Annotated in this window: 19 protein-coding genes and 1 tRNA gene; 2 read left to right on the forward strand and 18 right to left on the reverse strand. The window is 71.8% G+C overall.

The features are described 5' to 3' along the window. Positions 1–323: 323 nt before the first annotated feature. Positions 324–539: a hypothetical protein gene (locus ABZ312_RS09545; RefSeq protein ID WP_500324215.1), complete on the forward strand. Its 216-nt coding sequence runs from the start codon at positions 324–326 to the stop codon at positions 537–539. After that, a complete protein-coding gene (locus ABZ312_RS09550) occupies positions 539–1,093 on the forward strand; it encodes a glycine-rich domain-containing protein (protein ID WP_500437032.1) in 555 nt (184 codons plus the stop codon). Before ABZ312_RS09545 ends, ABZ312_RS09550 begins: the two co-directional genes overlap by 1 nt. A gap of 46 nt (positions 1,094–1,139) precedes the next feature. Here the strand turns inward: ABZ312_RS09550 and ABZ312_RS09555 are convergent, their stop codons facing one another. The 18 genes from ABZ312_RS09555 to ABZ312_RS09640 form a co-directional block, all read right to left on the reverse strand. Next, a complete protein-coding gene (locus tag ABZ312_RS09555; protein ID WP_500324213.1) occupies positions 1,140–1,325 on the reverse strand; it encodes a hypothetical protein in 186 nt (61 codons plus the stop codon). Then, on the reverse strand, positions 1,325–4,639 hold the full coding sequence (locus ABZ312_RS09560; RefSeq protein WP_500437034.1) for a phage minor head protein: 3,315 nt from the start codon (positions 4,637–4,639) through the stop codon (positions 1,325–1,327). Before ABZ312_RS09560 ends, ABZ312_RS09555 begins: the two co-directional genes overlap by 1 nt. Further along, complete coding sequence (locus ABZ312_RS09565) at positions 4,632–4,835, reverse strand: hypothetical protein (protein WP_500359872.1); 204 nt, start codon at positions 4,833–4,835, stop codon at positions 4,632–4,634. Before ABZ312_RS09565 ends, ABZ312_RS09560 begins: the two co-directional genes overlap by 8 nt. Then, positions 4,828–5,040 (reverse strand): hypothetical protein, encoded by a 213-nt coding sequence (locus ABZ312_RS09570; protein WP_500359873.1) that lies wholly within the window; start codon positions 5,038–5,040, stop codon positions 4,828–4,830. Before ABZ312_RS09570 ends, ABZ312_RS09565 begins: the two co-directional genes overlap by 8 nt. Then, a complete protein-coding gene (locus tag ABZ312_RS09575) occupies positions 5,024–5,233 on the reverse strand; it encodes a hypothetical protein (protein WP_500437036.1) in 210 nt (69 codons plus the stop codon). The genes ABZ312_RS09570 and ABZ312_RS09575 overlap by 17 nt, the downstream gene beginning before the upstream one ends. Continuing rightward, entirely contained in the window at positions 5,230–6,975 is a 1,746-nt protein-coding gene (locus ABZ312_RS09580; protein ID WP_500437038.1) for a hypothetical protein, read from the reverse strand. Before ABZ312_RS09580 ends, ABZ312_RS09575 begins: the two co-directional genes overlap by 4 nt. Continuing rightward, the gene (locus ABZ312_RS09585; protein ID WP_500437040.1) at positions 6,972–7,313 is read right to left on the reverse strand and encodes a DUF1360 domain-containing protein; all 342 of its coding nucleotides are present in this window, start codon (positions 7,311–7,313) and stop codon (positions 6,972–6,974) included. Before ABZ312_RS09585 ends, ABZ312_RS09580 begins: the two co-directional genes overlap by 4 nt. Before the next feature lie 380 nt (positions 7,314–7,693). Further along, entirely contained in the window at positions 7,694–9,280 is a 1,587-nt protein-coding gene (locus tag ABZ312_RS09590) for a terminase large subunit domain-containing protein (protein WP_500437042.1), read from the reverse strand. Next, the gene (locus ABZ312_RS09595; RefSeq protein WP_500437044.1) at positions 9,277–9,981 is read right to left on the reverse strand and encodes a hypothetical protein; all 705 of its coding nucleotides are present in this window, start codon (positions 9,979–9,981) and stop codon (positions 9,277–9,279) included. Before ABZ312_RS09595 ends, ABZ312_RS09590 begins: the two co-directional genes overlap by 4 nt. 123 nt (positions 9,982–10,104) lie before the next feature. Further along, positions 10,105–11,067, reverse strand: a complete 963-nt coding sequence (locus tag ABZ312_RS09600) for a ParB/Srx family N-terminal domain-containing protein (protein ID WP_500437046.1) — start codon at positions 11,065–11,067, stop codon at positions 10,105–10,107. Then, a complete protein-coding gene (locus ABZ312_RS09605; RefSeq protein WP_500437048.1) occupies positions 11,034–12,488 on the reverse strand; it encodes a putative antirestriction adenine methyltransferase in 1,455 nt (484 codons plus the stop codon). Before ABZ312_RS09605 ends, ABZ312_RS09600 begins: the two co-directional genes overlap by 34 nt. Before the next feature lie 127 nt (positions 12,489–12,615). Continuing rightward, a tRNA-Arg gene (locus tag ABZ312_RS09610) sits at positions 12,616–12,689 on the reverse strand. A 105-nt stretch (positions 12,690–12,794) separates the two neighbouring features. After that, entirely contained in the window at positions 12,795–13,310 is a 516-nt protein-coding gene (locus tag ABZ312_RS09615; protein WP_500437050.1) for a DUF488 family protein, read from the reverse strand. 89 nt (positions 13,311–13,399) lie between these two features. Next, complete coding sequence (locus tag ABZ312_RS09620; protein ID WP_500437052.1) at positions 13,400–14,677, reverse strand: ParB/RepB/Spo0J family partition protein; 1,278 nt, start codon at positions 14,675–14,677, stop codon at positions 13,400–13,402. Positions 14,678–14,795: 118 nt separating this feature from the next. Beyond that, on the reverse strand, positions 14,796–15,290 hold the full coding sequence (locus tag ABZ312_RS09625; RefSeq protein ID WP_500437054.1) for a hypothetical protein: 495 nt from the start codon (positions 15,288–15,290) through the stop codon (positions 14,796–14,798). 117 nt (positions 15,291–15,407) lie between these two features. Further along, a complete protein-coding gene (locus ABZ312_RS09630) occupies positions 15,408–16,136 on the reverse strand; it encodes a hypothetical protein (RefSeq protein ID WP_500437056.1) in 729 nt (242 codons plus the stop codon). 81 nt (positions 16,137–16,217) lie between these two features. Then, positions 16,218–17,423 carry a magnesium chelatase domain-containing protein gene (locus ABZ312_RS09635; RefSeq protein WP_500437058.1) on the reverse strand — a complete coding sequence of 402 codons (1,206 nt, stop codon included), beginning with the start codon at positions 17,421–17,423 and terminating at the stop codon, positions 16,218–16,220. Positions 17,424–17,487: 64 nt separating this feature from the next. After that, complete coding sequence (locus ABZ312_RS09640) at positions 17,488–17,859, reverse strand: hypothetical protein (RefSeq protein ID WP_500437060.1); 372 nt, start codon at positions 17,857–17,859, stop codon at positions 17,488–17,490. Positions 17,860–17,962 lie beyond the last annotated feature (103 nt).

Raw genomic sequence — 17,962 nt, forward strand, 5'->3', positions numbered from 1 at the left:
CACTCAGTGTGCGCAGCTCGACACGGAGAGCGACTCTTTCTTTGGGCTCGCGGCTGTTGATGACCGCTCCTCTCTGCCAGTAGCGGCGGCTGCCGCCCGCTGCGGGCCCCTTCCTGGAGGTGACGTGTTGTCTCGAATAGCCATACCTCGGGCGTTTTGGGCGGGGGCCGTGAGCGTGGCCCTGGCGTCCAGTGCTCTGACAGGTGCCGCGTACGCCGATGGTGGCGAGGCTGCCGCCGTGAAGCCTGACGCTCAAGTCGGGCTCGCTGACCCGTGCTTCCTCTTCCCGTACTTCCCCGGTTACTGCCCCAGCCGCCCGGGCCATGGTCACCCGGGCCGCCCCGGCATTCCCGGACCTCCCGGCCCGCCCGGGCCTCCCGGCCCTGCTGGTCCTGCTGGCCCTGCTGGACCCGCCGGGCCGCAGGGACTTCCGGGCGAGACCGGCCAGCAGGGACCTGCCGGACCCGCCGGACCTGCCGGACCTGCCGGACCTGCCGGACCCCAGGGCCTGCCCGGTGTCGCCCCGGCTCACGGCCTGATGGACTTCCAGAGCGACGGTCAATTCATGCCGCCCGCCGATGTCACCACGGTCTTCGTGCAGGCATGGGGCGCCGGCGGGGGCGGTGGAGGAGGCGATTTCGCCCGCACCGGAGGCGGTGGCGGCGCCGGGGGCTTCGCCTGGTGCGTCCTCACCGTCCAGCCGGGCACACCGGTCGCGGTAGACGTCGGCACAGGAGGAGCGGGCGGGCCCGCAAGCGGCTTCCCCGGCACACCCAGCACGGTGGACAACGGTCTCAGCGAGGTCGTAACCGCCGGTGGCGGCGCGCTCGGGGGAATTACAGCCGGTGGCGCCGGCGGCACAGCCTCCTGCCCCGGCCAGGGCACGGTCCGCCAAGGCAACAACGGCGCAAACGGCACGCTGATTGGTCCGATCGGTGCGCCGGGTGGTCAGGGAGGCCGTCCTGCGGTGGACGGCATCATCCAGCCGGCGCCCCAGGGTGCGGGCATCGGCGGATCAGGTGGCGCACGCACCGCCGGCCCCATCACCACCGGCGAGAACGGCGGCCCCGGATACGTCGTCATCTGGTGGTAGCCCCGCGTGGCCCGGCGCACCATCCGGTGCGCCGGGCACGGGCGGGTCAGGTGCCTGCGGCCTCCGTGGCCTTCGTGTCGGCCGGTGTCTTGCCCTTCTCGCGGACCTCGCTGTCCGGGTACCGCTTGGAGACGGCCTCAGCCGTTGGCTTCGAGGCGGACGTGAAGACGACCTTGCCGTTCTGGGCGACGACCTCGAACTGCTGCTTCTTGGACTGGCACGAGCACGGCATCAGTGGGCTCCCTGGGGTGCGGTGGGCTCTGCGGGCTGGGGGGCGATGGAGGCGGCGAGCGCGGCGGCTTCGGCGCGGCGCTCCTCGTCGCGGCGCTGGATGGCAGCGGTCAGGGCGTCGAGTAGCTCGGGATCGGCGAGGAGGGCCGCCACGGTGGAGGCGTGATCCACAGGCGTTTCCACAGCGGGGGATACCGTGTCCGGACCGCGTCCGGACACTGCGTCCGGGTGTCCGGACACGGTGTCCTCGCTGGTCAGCAGCGCGGCAGCGGACGCGGCGAGGGCCAGGTTGGCGCGCTCAGCCACGGCGGTGGCGACGAGCGGGGACGAGTGTCCGGGCACCGGTACGGACAGCACGGCGCGGAGCTGCCAGCGCCCGGCCGCGCCCTTCGTCATGTGGTAGCTGGGCTGGCACGCGGAGAACACCTGCCGGTCCCACTCGGACAGCCACGGCGCGGCGGCACCGGAGAACCACATGCCGCGCTCGTTCATGCCGACGGTGACGATCCCGGCGACGGTGCGGGTGTCGTCGAACTGGCAGGCAGCGGACTCGCACTCGGCTCCGTCGCGGTGGTGGCCGACGTTCATCGTGAAGGCCCCGGCGCGGACCTGCTTGCCGTTGTCGAGCTTGAAGCGGGCCCGCAGGAAGTGCGACAGGTCGATGCGGCCCAGGGACTCGATGGTCAGGTTCCGGCCGGGGAACCCGGCGTGGGGTTCGCCGGCCTGCGCGACCCAGCCGTAGATCCGGCCGCCCGCGTAGTGGACGCCTCCGGAGCCCGGGGGCAGTTCCTCGGCGGTGGGCTCCCGGAACCAGGCGGCGGGCATGGGGTCCGTGTCGCGCATCGCCGTCCACGCCGACGCCTCCAGCTCCGTCAGGTCCTCGCCGGCGGACGCGGTGACGTGCTGGCCCTCGGGGATGGTGGAGGAACCCACGTACTGGCCGGGGGCGAGGCGGACGATGCGGCCTGCCTCAGCGGCGCGGACGAGGTGACCACGGGCGACGTCCATGCTCATGCCGAGGGCCTGGCAGACCTGGCGGGCGCCGACCGGCACCGGCGACGACCGTACGTACGTGACGACGCGCTGGTGCGGGTCCTGGTCGGCGGCGACGATGACCGGCGCGGCCGAGGCCTCCTGCTCCTCGGGCGGGTCGAGGACGATGCGGGCCCGGTCGTAGGCGGGCATGGAGACGAGGGTGGCGCCCCGGACGCGGGCCCGGGTGATGCGCAGCAGGAAGTCCCCGGACGACTCGGAGTGCACGACGACCCCGCCCTCCGGGTCGTCGGCGTCTCCGGCGGCCGCGGTCAGCATGTCTCCGAAGGCGAGGCGGGCCGCTGCGGCGGAGACCCGCCCGCCGGGGCCGGTGATGAGCTGCACGGCCCGGCCGGTACGGGCCAGCGAGGTTCCGGCCGCGGTCCAGTCGGCGACGGTGCGTGCCGACAGCATCCAGCCGCCGTCTTCGAGGCGGATGACCGACGCCGACGGCAGAGCCGCAGCGAAGATGATCATGCCGTCTTCGTCGGTGGTCAGCGTGCGGTCGACGAACTCCACGTCGACGTCGTCGAGGTCGACGGATACCCCGAGCGGGGCGCCCTGGTCGAGGAGCGTGCACGCGTCGGCCCCGGCCGGGCGGTCGGCGTAAAGAACGCCCGCCGCGGTGATGCGGTCGCCGTCGCGGCCCATCGTGTCGATGGCGCCGGCGAGCTCGGCGCCCTGGTGGCCCATCAGCATCTCGTCGGCGTACTGGAGCGGGAACGGGCCGCTCTCCCAGTACAAGGAGCCTGCGGCGAAGATCCGGCCGTCGCCGGTCTCCTGGTTCTCGAAGGCGATCGCGGTGTCGTCGGGGGTGGACCAGGAGCGGGCGGACGGTGCCGCCGCCGCGGTGGTCTCTTCCATGGGGGCCTCCTCCTCGTCGGGGCCGAGCGGGATGTCCGTGTGGTCACCGGAGAAGGCGACCCTGATGCGGTCGAAGGTGATCGAGCCGAGGCGTTCCACGAGCGCGGCCAGCAGCCCGAAGTCATCGCTGTACTGGGCGCACACGTGCGGCTGCCATGGGGAGTGCTGCACGGGGATCTCGGGGCCGCGTGCGTCGTCCAGGGCCACGCCTGCAGCCGCGCGGGCCTCGCCGAGCGTGGGGGCCCCGCTGGGGCGGTCGCGGTCATCGCCGACGGACCACACCCATGACGGTTCGTCGCTTCCGGCGTTCCAGTGGGCTGCGCCGAACGCGCGGGCGTGGACGGGCCCGCCGAGGTCGGCGGCGGCATACCGGACCTGTTCGGTCAGGTCGGTGCGGGACTCGTCGCTCCAGTCGGCGCCCTGGCCGAGGAAGTACAGCGTCAGGTGCAGTTCCTCGGCGGCCTCTCCGCCGTCGAGGGCCAGGCGCTGCGCGTCCTCTTCGGACGGGATGAGGGCGATCATCGCGCCGTTCAGGTGGGAGCCGTCAGCGGCGGCCTGCAGAGCGGGGCTGGGGGCGGTCGTCACGGGCGGCTCCTGCGATTCGAAGACGCGGGCCCGTGGGCTCGCTTGAGAATCAAATGCGGCACTTCGGATTTCCGGGTACAAAGCGAGGACGCAGCGGCAGTTCACGACCTCCGACGCAGGAGCCGTGGGGTCGTGCGGCGAGTCCATCTCGATCCCGGACACCGTGAACGTCTCGTCGACGAGGCGGATCTGTCCGTTGACGTCCTCGTGGGACTCACGGACCCGGCTGTCCCGGCGGGTGATCCACTGCTTCACGATGGGCCGGTCCGGGCCGGTGACCTCCCGCGCCGCCGCGAGGGTCGCCGTGTTCCAGGCGCGTCCGGCTTCGGTGCGGGCGATGCGCTCCTCGCGGGCGTCGCCGAGCTGGGCGCCCTCGCGGGCGAACGCGACCCGCAGCCGGGCCCGGAGCTGGTCGATGGTCTCCCCTGCCTCCACGCCTTCGGACAGCTCGCGGGTAGCGACGTCGGACAGCCGCTCCCCGACCGCGCGCAGCAGGTGCTCTGTGGTCTCCACGTACGCCCGGAACGGGCCGGGCAGGGTGTCGTCGTCGTACCGGCCCGGCAGGTCCTCCCACGTGTCGGGGAGTTCGGCATCCACGGACTCGGCGGCCTGGTGGGCGGCGTCCTCCGCGACGCCCAGGAGCCGGCGCACGATGCGCGGCATGCGGGAGGTGAACATGCGGCGAATCCGGGACACGGAGAACCTGGCGGCCACGATCTCGTCGGCGTCGGCCAGCTCGCGGGCGAACTCGGCGGCGACCTCGCCGAGGACCTCGGAGACCGTGCGGGCCACCTGCTCCTCGGCCGCGTCGAGAGCAGCGTCAAGGTCAGCCACGGCGCTGCACCTCCGGGCTCGGGCCGACGGCCTTGTCCGGCACGCCCGGCTCGCCCTCCAGCGTGTTCTCCCGGATGCGCCAGGCGTGCAGCTCCTCCCAGACCTCCCGGCCCGGGCAGCGGGAGCACCAGCCGTGCGCGCGGTGGGAGGCGCGGCTGTGCCCGGGTGGCGCCACGTGTGGTGTCTCGTCAGCCACGGGGCAGCTCCAGCCGTGGGTGGGGCAGGGCGTAGCACGCCGTGCAGTACGCCCAGCCCCCGGCGGGTCGCGATCCGTCCGGGACCACGACCGACACCGTGACGATGGTGAGGAAGTCCCCGCCGCATTCGGGGCACCGCTGGTTGATGTCCGCGACGGCGGTGGGCGCGTACGACGGCTGGTTCTCGCTAGGCGGCTCCGCCACGGCGGGGCACCTCCTGTTCGCTGGGGTCCTCGCAGATCTCGCACCACGACCAGGTGCCGACCGTCGACACCCCTTCGGCCGCGAGCAGCAGGAGTTGGCCGTCGAGGCGCGTCCACGCCTTGCAGCGGTAGCACCAGGCCGTGACGACGTTGCCGGGGACGACCGTGAGGAGCGGGGCGGGGGCGGGCATCATGCGGCCGCCAGGCACGAGGTGAGAACACCGGGGACCACGCCGTAGTCGTGCTCTACTCCGGCGGCGATCAGCTCGCGGGCGTAGTCGTCGAGGGACGCGGTCAGGCACTCGGGGTCGAGGCCGTACCGGCCGGCGATCTCGGGGACGCGGGTCCACGCCCCATCGAGGAGCCGCCACTTCTCCACGCCGTCGGCGTCGACCGGCAGGGCGGTGTGGAGGGCTGCGGCCTGAATCTCGCGCGCCTTGGACCTCTCCGAACGGGGACAGGCCGGGGTGCGCTTCAGCTTCTCCCCCGCTGCGGACAGCGCGGCCCAGATCAGGCCGTCCGCTGCGGCGTACAGGGCCGTGTGGTCGGGGCGTGCGGCGGAGGCGGGGAGGTCTTCGGCGGGCTGGTTCGGCATGGTGTCGGGCTCGCTGGTGGTCTCGTCGACCGGCAGCTCCGGGTCGACGGGCTGCTCCTCCTCGGCGGCCTGCTCTTCCTCGCGCTCGGCCTTCTCCTCGTCGGAGGGGGCGTCGGAGTCGTCGAAGCCGGTCTCTCGGCGCAGCGCCTCGTCGGAGATGACCCCCCGGTCGTAGACCTGCAGCGCGGTCTCGGACCGGTTGGCGCGCACGCGCAGGGGGCTGCTGTCGTACCAGACGAGCCACCGGTGCCAGTCGTCGACGCCTTCGGCTTCCAGCAGGGGGCGGAGCCACTGCTGTGTCAGGGCGTAGGACATGGTGGCGAGCTTCGGTTCGATGCCGAGCCGGATCGCTTCTTCCGTGAGGCTCCAGGCACTCCAGTGGTTGACGTCGCCGAGGCCCAACAGGATCTCGGCGGGGATCTCCAGGCCGATCGCGAACCTGCGCACGGCTTCCTCGCGGAGCTTCAGCGCGAGGTCGTCGAAGTCCGATTCGAACGTGAGCAGCTTGAAGTCGCTGATGGACTCGGCGGGGACCTCCAGCACGATCGGCACCGTGGCGGCCGCGCTCTCGGGCTCCTTGATGGCGGTCTCGGCGACTGTCATCAGGATCTCGATCAGGTCGTCCTCGGCGTCGCCCTGGGTGGGGGCCGTCGGGAAGCGGGTGCCTTTGGGGACGAGGAGGAGCCCGCGCCCGGTCAACCGGGACCGGGCGATGGCTTTCACGGCGGCGTTCAGCAGCTGGAGCTCTTCCAGCAGATCCAGCGAGGACCGCACCGGGGAGTCGGCTTCGATGGCCCGCTCCGGGTCGGACTCCCACACGCGGATCGCCAGCGGGGCATCCGAGTCGAGGCTCTCGGGGTCGCCTTCGGGGATGGCGACCTCTTCGCCGTCGATGTCGGCGATGAGCTTCCCGGACTGCTGGCGGACCTCACGCACCGACAGGACCCGCCAGTCGTGGCCGTCTTCGGGGCTGTCGGGGCTGAGGACGTCCCCGTTGGGGCGGACCACGATCCAGCCTTCGCCGGCCACCGTGAGGTGTCGTCCGAACTGGCCGAGCATCTTGGCCTGGCCGTCGGGCCCGCCGGCGATCTGGGTGACGATGTCGGTCGCGGCGTGCCCGTCGGGGGCGCGCTCAATGGTGCCGTCGTCGGCACGGCGGGCCGCGTACAGGAGGGCGCCGGACATGGCGCTTCCGATCCAGTTCGCGGCGAACCGGACCTCGGGCACGGCGTGGTACATCTGCCAGGCCCGGACCTGCCAGGACTGGTCCGGGGTGAAGTTCTTCCCTCGGATCTTGCGGGCGGTGTAGCGGGCGGCGGCCGCGGTCAGGGATGCGGTCACGGCGCCACCCGGCCCATCGTGTCGTCGACCCGGTTCATCAGCACCGCTGCGCCTGCGACGGCCAGCCACTCGATGCCGTGGACGAGGAGCGGCGCATCGTCGAACCGGCCCGTCGCGAGGAGGTAGGTGGCGAGGAGCGCGCCCGCGACCCACCAGCCGGTGCAGTACACGCAGGAGATCAGGGTGATGACGAACGTGCGGGGCTTGGAGTGGGGCCGGTCCAGATGCCAGGCGAACACCTTGTCGCGGGCCGGGTCGAGGATGGCGTCGTGGACGAGCAGCTGGGTGCCGCGGTAGCCCGCGAGCCCCAGCAGGGCGAGTTCAACGGGACCGATCAAGGTTCGCCCCTCTGGTGAAGATCCTCCGGATGTCGGCGGACATCATAGGGCGCGTCCCGATCCGGGCGTTGTGAACAGAATCCGCAGGTCAGGCCCACTATTTCCGATCACGACGGATTGAGGGCGCTACGGGGCGGGTTGTGTAGGCTGCTCGCTCCGGGGGCCGGCGGCATTGCTATGCCGGCGCGGGGGATGTGTGCACCCCGCAGCCGTCGGCCCTCCTCCCCCTCTACGCCGCAGGCCCCCACCGCTCGCACGGTGGGGGCCTGCGTCATGGCGGAGGGCTCGGTGCGGTGAGCCCGCTCACTCCACGACCAGCCTGCGGCCGCCCTCGAGTCGCCGCACCCTGGGACGGCCGGGCGGGTGACCGGGCCGAGCCGTCACGATCCGATCCTCCGCCCGTACGCGGACGCCGCCGCGCCGGGCTGCCTGCCGAACTGGGCCGGCTGGGGCGCGGTCGGCAGCGGGGCGTGGACGATGGCGCCCTTGTTGACCTCGGGGATCAGGCCGTACACCAGGACACAGGAGGCGTCGATGCGGCCGGGCGAGTCCGGGTCGGTTGGCTGCCAGGAACTCCACTCCCCCTCCAGGTCGACGAACGCGCCGCGTAGCCGGACCCTGTCTTCCACCATCTGCTGGGCGATCGGCTCGGCGCGGAGCAGCTTTCCCTGCTTGGCGTGCACGGGGTCGATTAGCGGCATCAGCTGCTTCTTCGGGATGCGGCCCTCGTTCTGCAGGGCCTCCCAGGCCGTGGCGATGGCGAGGGTGCACATGTCGCGGCCGAAGTTCCACTCGACGTAGATCACGGCGGCGTTCGTCTGGTGGGCGAGGAGGCAGGCACGGCGGGACCACTCGGCCGACGACATCGCGGCCGACACGTCGTGCGTGATCCACACACGGTTGTCCTCGCCGAGGAACCCGCCGATGACACCGGCGACGTCGCGGCCGCCGCCGGACGGGTCGATCGACACGGCGATCTTCTGCGGCTCCACCACGGTGATGCCGTCGCGGATCGCGCGCAGCAGGTCCCGGGAGACCAGGGCGCCCTCGGACGGCTGCGGGTCGCCCTGCGACAGGGCGTGCCAGTCACGGACGCTGGAACCGGCCTTGTCGGCCGCCCACCACGCCATCAGCCGCTTCCGGTCCCGGGTGGGGATCTTCGGGTGCGTCAGCGGGTCACCGTCACGCCGGCCGAGCGGATCCGGACCGAACTTGCTGGGGTTGGCGATGGCCGGGAGGTGGACGACCTTCCACTTGCCGCCGTCCTCAATGCGGCCGTCCTCCGCGAGCCGGCGCCCGGCGAAGTCATCAGGGTGCCATCGCGTCTGGATCGCGACCACAGCGTGGCGGTCGGGCTGGAGACGCTTCAGCGCAGCCGACGACCACCAGTCGTGGACGCGTTCGCGCATCTTCTTCGACTCGGCCTCGGCGCGGTCCTTGTGCGGGTCGTCGACGACTAGCAGGTTGACGTCGAAGCCGGTCAGCGAGCCGCCGAGCGGCACCGAGCGGACGCCACCGCCCTGGTTCGTGTCGTAGTCCTGCGCGGCCTCCGAGCCGGCCAGCAGCGACAGCCCGTACTCGCCGCCGTACTCGTTGATGTACTGCCGGATCGCCTTACCCCGGCGCAGCGCCAGGTCATCCGAGTACGAGGCGACGGCCACACGGTCCTCGCCGTGGAGCAGCAGCCACCAGAACGGGAACCACTCCGCCACAGTGGTCGACTTCCCGACCTGCGCCGGGGTGTAGATCAGCAGCCGGTCGTACTCGCCGCGCTCCAGCCCAACGAGCGCGTTGCTGATGACCTTCAGGTGCGGGCGCATCCGGTACCCGGCGTCGAGTCCCCGCGCGAGCGTCGCGGGGTCCTTCAGCAGGTCCTGGGCCGCGGCCGCCTTGGCAGCATGGAGCCGCTGGAACACCGCGCCGTCGTCGAGGTGGTCCAGCTCGCCGGATGCGTGCAGGGTGGTCACTCGTCACCGCTGCGCTCGTCCGGCGCGGGCTCGCCCTCCTCGCCGGCCTCGTCCTCGCCCGCCTCGGCGCCCTCGTCGTCGCCCTCGTCGTCCAGCGGGTACGTCTCCTCACCGTCGTCCTCGTCGTCGGTGCCGTCCATCGCGCGAGCGCGCCGGGCGACGGTCGCCGCCAGCTCGGCCAGGCGGACGCGCCGCTGCTCCGGGGGCATCGCCGCGAACTCCTGGACCTGGACGGCGAGCGGGTCGCCGCCGGGGCCGGTGACCGCGATCGTCTCGGTCGGGTCGCCGAACAGGTTCCGCCGCAGCCGCATGGTCGTCTCGACGAACTTGGTGAACTCGCCGATCGTCATGTTGGCGGCCTGCTGCTGCACATGGGGCAGGGCCTGGCCGACCATGCCCGTCATGATGCGGAGGATCTTCGCGTCGTCGCGGGCGGCCTTGCGGCGCTCTTCCTCGATCTCGGCGGTGTACTGGCGCTGCTGGTGGGCGTCCCAGGCGCTGGCCCTGTCCTGCCAGCGGTACTGCGCTGCCAGGGCTCGTACATGGCTGTACGAAAGTGCAAGGCCGTCTGACGCTTTTGCAAGGGTCCGTGTGAGGCCGAGGTCGCGGAAGGCGAGGAAGCGTTGGTGGCGCTTGGCGGACTCTCCGGGCTGTCGTTCCCAGGGGTCGATGGCGGGGTCGAGGGTGATGCGTTCGGTCATGGTGGTCACGGTCCTGACGTGCAGGTGCGCGGGTTCTGTGGGGGGTTGTCCCCACGCCTTCCTGTGCCGGGGTGGTGTTGGTCGTGTCCGGTTCCGGTGTGTGGGGAAGGCGTGGGGGCTGGGTCAGGCGTGGGCGGGCTCAGCTTGCTCGGCTCGCTCGGCTTCCTCTGCTGCTTGTGCGACTTCGCGACGGGCGATGTCGGTGAGGAGCGCGACCATGGTGGTGAAGTTGCGGACTTCCTTGCACCGGCCGTAGGCGTAGACCGCGGCGGCGAACTCTTCGAATTGGTCGACCGAGGCGACGCCGACCACGTCTGTGCCGGAGGCGATGGCGGTGATGGCGGTCTTGAAGTCCTCCATCTGGTGGGGCAGGAACATGAGGGTGCAGGAGCGCCAGTCGAATTCGCCGTGCGGGATGGCCAGCTTGGTGTCGTCGGGTTCGACGGTGGGGAGCTGGGACTCGTCGAGGCCGGTGGCGATCAGGTCGTCCACGTTGTCGATCATTGCGACGAGCGTTGCGAGGACGTCCTTATCGGGGTTGCCGTGCAGCTCGTTGTGCGCGATCTGCTTGGCGATGACCTCGGAGCGGCGCATGCGGCGGGCGTCGACGATGACGGGGATGCGGGGCAGGCCGGCGGCGCGTGCGGCGCGGGAGCGGTGGTGTCCGGAGATCACCTCGATCGGGCCGGTCAGTCCGGGCTGGTGGCAGTAGGGCAGGGATTCGAGGGCGCCGCGCTTGCGGATGTTGCCGGTGAGCCGCTCGAAGTGCCGGGGCTGCATGACCTGCGCGTTGATGTCCTGCTCTCGCAGCGTGGTGACGTCGACCCACTTGATGTAGAGGTCTTCGCCGATCTGCATGACGTCCTGCGGCGGGTTCTCCGTGCCCCATTCGAGGCGGCCGTCCGTGACGCGGCCCCCGGCCGGCTCCTCCTCGGAGGAGGCCGGGGCGTCGGCGGGCGCGTCCTGGTTCTCCGGCGCAGGGGTGTCGGCGGGCGCGTCCGGGTCCTGGGGGGTCTCGGGCGCCGGGGCCTGGTCCTCGGCGGCCGGGGTGGTCACTTCTTCGCCTTGCTGCGGCTTGCGCGCCATGACTTCTCCTTCTCCAGGAACTTCGTGAGGGTGGTGGGGATGCTGTCGTCGCCCCATCCGGCGCTGTACGACAGCTTGTAGCCGTCCGGGTGCTTGTCGCGGGCGTCGAGCGTCATCAGCCCGCGCAGGCCCTTCGCCTCGGGGTGGCGGGTGTACTCGACGGTGACCAGGCCGTGCGATGCGGCCAGCAGGATCTCCGAGGCGCCGGTGAACACGTGCCGGGCGGTGTCGCGGCGCAGCGCGAGCATCGTTGCCAGGCGGGTCAGCCGCAGCTCGTGGTGCGGGGCGCCGAACGCGAACCGCATCAGCAGGTGGTTCGTGTACTTCGTGGCCCCCGGGTACGGGCGGGTCATCGTCTCGGCGCCGTAGCCGAGGACGCCGGCCACGTAGCCGTCGACGATGACGAGCATGTTGTACGAGCCCGGGGCCGCCGCGAGGCGGTGCATCCACAGGTCGCGGTAGTAGTCGACCTCGGTGCCCTTTGCCGCGACGACCTCCAGGCGGGACCTGTCGGTGACCTGGTGGTCCGGGGGGATGATCGGTAGGGAGGTAGGGCCGGTCGACCGGGCCTGCCCCAAGGCGATCTTGGGGCCTCCGGTGAGCTTGAAAATCTCCTCGGGCCGGTTGCTGATGACGTAGGCGCGGGCGACGTCGCCCAGCGGGTGCGCGAACACCGGGGTGGGGTGGGCGGCGATGCCGCTGCGTTCCTCCTGGAGGAACATCAGCAGGGCGGCTTTGCCCTCCATGTGGTCGGCGAGCCGCTTCATGTCGACCTCGGGGTCGAAGATCGAATAGGGCGGCTCGGACCATTCGACGCGGCCGCCGGTGTCAAAGAACTTCTCGAAGCCCGCCCGGTACGTCGGGGGCGCCGCGATGATGATCGACCCGGGGTCGTCTTCCACCTCGGCGATGTGGTCCCACATGCACTTCGGCGTGAACTTCACGCCCTTGAGGCGTTCGGCGAGCGACGACAGCGAATCGATCAGCCGCTTCTTGTGGTCGGCCTCGCGCTCGACGAGGTCGGTGACGAGGTTCAGCCAGTAATCGGCCTCGCCCTTGGCCTGCATGCGCGCCAGCCAGTGGACGTACAGGAGGTGGGCGGCCTGCTCGACGATCGGCGCGTCGGGGATCTCGACGGGCTCGCCGTCCAAGGTCATGCCGAGGTCGGCCAGGTCGCCGCCTGACACGCAGGTGCCGACGATGCCGGTGTAGAGAGTGACGTCGCTGGTCTCCATGCACGACGGCGGGATGCCCGCGTTCGCGGCGACGAGGGCGGCGGCGAACGAGCCCACCCCCACCTCGACGTAGCGGCGGTACTTGTCGCGGGGGAGCTTGTTGAAGACCTGCCGGTAGAAGGCACGGTCTGGGGCTGAGGAGTTACCGGCGAAGAGCACGCCGGGCTGGGCAAAGCCTGCGGGCATGGGGGTCCCCAGGGGGAGTCAGCGGTCGCTCGGCCCACAACCAGCAGCGTTCGGGGGGACAGGGTAGCCGCTGGGCCGATCAACGAAGCCGGCCCCGCTCGGTGTGACCGAGCGGGGCCGGGTGCGGACCGCGGAGGAGGACTCGAACCTCCAGCCTCCGGCTACGAGAACCGGTGCTCGATCCAATCGAGCTGCCCGCGGAGGGTGCGCGGTGGAATGCTAGCACTTCGCCGGTTTCGTCCCCTGGGCCGTGCCGATGGCCGGGGAGCGGGCGCGCCCCGGCCATCGGCTGGTGGTGATCGGTCGTCAGAACAGCGTCGGCTCGTCCGGCGCGTCGTCCTTCGCCGGCGGGGCCGTCTTGCGCCGCTTCGGGGCCGTGCCGTCGGGGTCGGGGAGTTCGGGGACGTCCCATCCGAACCGCTGCCCGAACCACTCGGCCGCCCACTGCCTGTGGCAGGCCTCGCCCCCGTTGACGTCCTCGAAGCACATCAGGACGCCGGGGGTGTCGGGGTGGCCGTCGGCGACCTCGCGGAGGGCGATCAGGATGTCGTCCTCGAAGGCCCGGAGCCGTTCGCGGTAGACGCGGCGCTCGATCGGCACGTTGTCGATGTTCTTGTACGGGGGCCGAAACAGCTCGTGGGGGGCGAGGACGCTGATGCTGATGTACGGGTAGCGGACGAACCTGGGCTTGCCCACGGTGATCCCGAGCGGCAGGTAACCCGCCTCCTGGCGCCAGTTCTGGTACCGGCTCGTTGCGAGCTGGAGCGGCTGGGGGACGTCGATCCGTTCGGTCGGGGCCTCGGGGGTGTCCATGTCGATCACGGCTGGTTCTCCTTGGGTGGTGGTGGGTTCGGGTGGGCCCCCCGGGGGCCGCGGCTGTCGGGCCGGGCCCCCGGGGGGAGTCTGTGGGGTCATGCGGCCGGGGCCTCGGCTTCGGCGTCGGGGGCCTCGGCTTCGGCGTCGGGGGCGACGCGGAGGGCGCTGGCCTGCACCGAGGCCATCGCGGCGGCCTGGCGGATGTTGTTGGACGCCTTGGCGGCCACGGTCTTGAGGTGGTCGATGCGCATCCGATTGCCGGGGATCCCGCCGTGCGCCCCGGCGAGGAGGAGCGCCAGCTCGGCCGGGTCCATCGCGGCGATCTCGGTGAGGATCTCGCCGGCGTCGGACAGCTTGTGGATCTTCTTGACGAGCTTCTGGCGGTCGGTGGCGATGCGCTCGCGCTCGTCGACCGGGAGGTCGAGGTGGGCGAACATGCCCTCTTGGCTGCCGCTGTCGCCGGTCTCGTGGACCTCTTCGGCGAGGACGAACATGCTGCCCTGGGTGGCCTGCCGCTGCTCTTCGTTCCTGCACATCTGGCAGAACGCCTCGGCGTCCCGGATGGTGGTGAAGAGGCCGCGGGCCCAGCGGGCGAGGAACGCGTTCTGGTTGTCGCCGGACAGCTGGGAGACGTACCAGGCGAGGCCGACCGGGATGTGGTTCTTGAGCAGCGCCTCTTGCATGGCCGGGGTGAGCTTGAGGAGGGACAGGCGCAGATCCACATGATTCCAGGACTTGCCGACCCGCCTGGCGACCTCTTCGGGGGTGTAGCCGTGTTCGGCGATCAGCTCCTGGAAGGCCTGCGCTTCTTCGAGGGGGGTCATGTCGGCGCGGCCGACGTTCTCGGCGACCTGGCGGGCGAACGTCTCGCCACGGTCGGTGAGGTCGCGGAGGACCATGGCGTGCATCTCGGTGAGGCCGGCCATCTGGGCGGCCCGCCACCTGCGCTCGCCCATGACGATGCTGTACCGGCCCTGGCCCTCGTGGCGGACGGTGATCGCCTGGAGCTGGCCGAGCTCCTTCATGGAGTCGCAGAGTTCCTGCAGCTTCTCGGGGTCGAAGTTCTTGCGGGGCTGGCCCGGGTCGGGGGTGATGCGGTCGATGGGGATGGTGCGCTGGCTCACCCGCCCGCCGACGGGCGCCGTCTCGGCCGGGGCCGGGGCCGTCGCTTCGGGCTTCTTCGCCGGGGCCGCCTTCTTCGCGGGCGCCGCCTTCTTGGCCGGGGCGTCGGCCTTCTTGGCGGGCGCCTTCTTCGCCGGCGCCGCCTTCTTGGGCGCCGGGGCCTTCTTCGCGGTCTTCGGGGCCTTGGGGGCGGGCGCCTTCTTCGCGGTCTCGGTGGCCTCGGCAGTGGCGGTGGCGGTGGTGGCGGTCATGGGCTTGCCTCCCGGTTTGTGGTGGTTGGTTGAGCTACCTTCATCCTTGTCCAAACCCACTTGGATACCCTCGGGATCCAAGTGGGATTGGTCAAGGAATCGTCAAGGAAACCGCAGGTCAGAGGCCCTGCGGGGCCGGAAGCTGCAACCGGCGGTGCCGGACGGCGTCCGCGGTCCGGCCCATGTCGGCGGCCAACTCCTCGTCGGACTTGCCCCAGTGGTCGAGCAGCCACCGGTCCTCGCCCGGCGTCCAGCGGAACCCCCGGCCCGTGGCGAGGTGCCGCCGGGCCCAGGCGAGTCCATCGGTCGCGGGCTGCCGGGCGGCCCGCAGGTCGGGCAGGCACTGCGTCAGCACGTGCTCCACGCCCCGCGCCTGGGCCACGAACCATGACCACTGCGTGCCGCCCTGCCAAGGCCGCTCCGGCGAGATCACCGCGCCGCACTCCCAGACCGACAGCAGCCACCGGCAGAGCGCTTCACCGTCGGCCCCGGCGTCCTGGCTGATCCTGATCTTGTAGCGGTCGCCTTGCATCTGGATGGCCGCGCCGCCGTCGATGAGACCCGCGGTGTAGGCGATGGACCGGGTGGGCGGGAGTGCGAAGTGTGCGTACATCAGCTCCCCTTCGGGCTGTGGTGGTTGGTTGATCTGCATTCATCGTTCCGCCGACCCTCCCGGCCAACCTCCCCAGCCAAGGGGATTTGGGCAAGGGATCGTCAAGGAGCCCGCAGGTCAGGCGAGGAACAGTGCGCCCTGTGTCGGCTCGGCGGCCGGTGCGGGCCGGGTCTGGTCGCGGTGGGCGAGGTGGTCGGCCACGCTCCACCCGGTCCACTCCCACTCGGGGAGCAGGGTGCGCCGTCCGGCGCCCACATACTGACGGAACGTCGTGACCCCGGCGGCGACGGCCGCGGCGCGGATCGGGGAGCTGTCGGGCCGCAGGCGGTCGGGGCGGACGCGGTGGACCGTGCCGTCCAGGTGCAGCCACACCTCGCAGGCCGTGGCGTCGAGGGCGGTCAGCATCGCCAGCTGGTGGATGTCGCCCCATCCGGCGTGGAGTCCACCCGGGCTGACCCAGACCCACGTGCCCGGGGCGACGTCGCCGGGTCCGGCCGGTGTGTGCGCGTAGGGCGGGCACTGCTGGCGGCGCCGGCGGGGCTTGTCCGGGTAGAAGTGCGACGGCGGGTAGTGCGGGGCGCGGCCCCGGGCGGCGTCGGCGGCCCGGGCGGCGACGCCTTCGGCGGGGGTGTGGCAGCGGGGGCCGGGGTGCCAGTGCCGGGGGCCGCGTCGTTCCCACCAGGTGCGGGTGCCGCAGGTGCACGTGCCGGGTGTCAGGTGCTCGGCTGCGGTCTCGCATGGCCAGGGGGTGCCGCACTGGCGGCACTGCCACTCGGGCTCGGTGACGTGGGGCAGGTGGGCGTCGGGCATGCGGATCGGGCGGGGCTGCCAGGGCTCGGCCATCATCGGGCTCCTCTCGCGTGGTGGTGTGGTGGACTGGGGCGGGGGCCGGGGAGCGCTGCCTGCTCCCCGGCCCTCGCGGTCCCGCTACTGGATGACCTGGGCGCCGCGTTCGAGCAGAGCGAGGGCGTCGCCGAGGTTGCTCGCGCCGCACACGAACCCGCCGGGCAGGTCGAGCGCGCCGTGCTCGGCGGGGACGATGGCGGTGCGTCGGCCCGCTTCCCGCGCGGCGCGGACGGCGGCGGGCACGTCGCCGCTGGGCCGGACCGTGCCGTCGAGGCCGAGTTCGCCGACGATGGCCACGTACTCCAGCGCTGCCGCCGGGACGTAGCCGGCCGCGGCGAGCGCCGCGCAGGCGACGGCCAGGTCACCGGCCGCGTTCTGTCCTGCCCAGCCCGTACGGACCGTCAGGGCGCCGACCGGCCACTGGATTCCGGAGTTCGCGATGGCCGCCCTGATCCGGTCGCGGGTCTCGCGCGCTGGTGCCCCTGCTGCGTCGGCGATGACGAGCTCGGCCGGGCCGGGCTCGAAGGTGCCGTGCACCTCGTGCAGGGTGCCGCCGACGAGCGTCGCGGCGCGGGCCTCGCCTGCCTGCGTTCCGGCCTCCACCGTCCCGGCGGGGCCGAGGCAGTCGGTGTTGCTGTCGTCGGTGAGCCCGTAGTCGGCGAGGCCGGACCGCTGGCCGAGTTCGGCGAGGAGGGTGGTGACGGCCTCGCGGGCGGTGGCGGCCCACACGGTTTCGATGGCGCCGAGCGCGTCGGCCGCGTCGACCCCCAGCTCTTCCAGGATGCGGGTCCGCTTGTCCGGGTCGGTGGGGGCGGGGGCGATGTCCCACAGGGTGTAGCCGGTCCCCCGGTTCACTCCGGCGATGATGTACTCGCGGCGCTCCCGGGCGTCCGGGGTGCCGGGGAGTTCGAGGTCGTACACATCGTCGTAGGCGTCGGGGTTCGTCCACCCGGCGTCCTCGAGCGCCGTCTCGTGGGCGCCCAGTTCGAGGATGTCCCGCATGACGTCGGCGATGTCCTCGGCGATGGCGTCGGGGAGTCCGGCGCCCGCGCTGGCCGGCGCGTACCAGAGGGCGGAGCGGTCGGCGTCTCGGATGGTGCGCAGCTCGCCGTCGGTGGTGTCGACGCTGATGGTGGTGGCCGCCGGGAAGTGGGGGCGGATGAGGGTGGCGGCGAAGGCTGCGGCGGCGGCCACGGCCGCGCGGCGTCCGTTCTTGGCGTCGGCGTAGGCGTCGTTGAAGGCGTCGGCTGCGGTCGTGCGGGCGGGGGTCGTGGCGGTGTCGGTCATCGTGGGCCTCTCCTTGCTGGGTGGGGGGCCCGCCCCGGGCGGGGCGGGCCCGTTGGGGGGCGGGTTAGATCAGGCCGCCGGTGCGGTCGAGGAAGCGGCGGGCCGCCTCCCGCTCGTTGCGGGCGATGTCGTTGCTGATGGCGGAGGTGGAGGTGGACTCGCCGTACTCCAGCAGCCGCTTGGTCAACATCTGGCGGATCTTGGTGACGGCCTCGGTCACGTCCTCGCCCTTGTCGAGGCGGTCGATCAGGTTCCGCCAGTTCGCCGCGTCGGCCTGCTTCTCGATGACGCCTTCGAGGAGGTAGGAGTCGATGGGCTTGCCGGCGGTCAGCGCCTTGGCCAGCCGGGTGCGGGCGGCCTCTTCGGCGTCGATGGCGTTCTCGGCGAAGATGCGGAGGCCGTGGGCGAGCTGCTCGGGGGTGAGGGTGGTGGCCATGGTGCTGTCTCCCTTGGAGGTGGTGGTTTGTGGTGTTGTGTTCTACATTCATCATTCTCCAAACCCACTTGGATACCCTCGTTATCCATGTGAATTTGGTCAA

The sequence above is a fragment of the Streptomyces sp. NPDC006207 genome, from assembly GCF_040613835.1.
Taxonomy (GTDB): domain Bacteria; phylum Actinomycetota; class Actinomycetes; order Streptomycetales; family Streptomycetaceae; genus Actinacidiphila.

Coding starts and splice junctions, on each gene's coding strand:
- ABZ312_RS09545 (WP_500324215.1), top strand. CDS start 324: ATGGTCACCCGGGCCGCCCCGGCATTCCCGGACCTCCCGGCCCGCCCG.
- ABZ312_RS09630 (WP_500437056.1), bottom strand. CDS start 16,136: ATGATGGCCGAGCCCTGGCAGCCCCGCCCGATCCGCATGCCCGACGCC.
- ABZ312_RS09575 (WP_500437036.1), bottom strand. CDS start 5,233: ATGATGCCCGCCCCCGCCCCGCTCCTCACGGTCGTCCCCGGCAACGTC.
- ABZ312_RS09555 (WP_500324213.1), bottom strand. CDS start 1,325: ATGCCGTGCTCGTGCCAGTCCAAGAAGCAGCAGTTCGAGGTCGTCGCC.
- ABZ312_RS09620 (WP_500437052.1), bottom strand. CDS start 14,677: ATGACCGCCACCACCGCCACCGCCACTGCCGAGGCCACCGAGACCGCG.
- ABZ312_RS09595 (WP_500437044.1), bottom strand. CDS start 9,981: ATGACCGAACGCATCACCCTCGACCCCGCCATCGACCCCTGGGAACGA.
- ABZ312_RS09640 (WP_500437060.1), bottom strand. CDS start 17,859: ATGGCCACCACCCTCACCCCCGAGCAGCTCGCCCACGGCCTCCGCATC.
- ABZ312_RS09625 (WP_500437054.1), bottom strand. CDS start 15,290: ATGTACGCACACTTCGCACTCCCGCCCACCCGGTCCATCGCCTACACC.
- ABZ312_RS09605 (WP_500437048.1), bottom strand. CDS start 12,488: ATGCCCGCAGGCTTTGCCCAGCCCGGCGTGCTCTTCGCCGGTAACTCC.
- ABZ312_RS09600 (WP_500437046.1), bottom strand. CDS start 11,067: ATGGCGCGCAAGCCGCAGCAAGGCGAAGAAGTGACCACCCCGGCCGCC.
- ABZ312_RS09635 (WP_500437058.1), bottom strand. CDS start 17,423: ATGACCGACACCGCCACGACCCCCGCCCGCACGACCGCAGCCGACGCC.
- ABZ312_RS09550 (WP_500437032.1), top strand. CDS start 539: ATGGACTTCCAGAGCGACGGTCAATTCATGCCGCCCGCCGATGTCACC.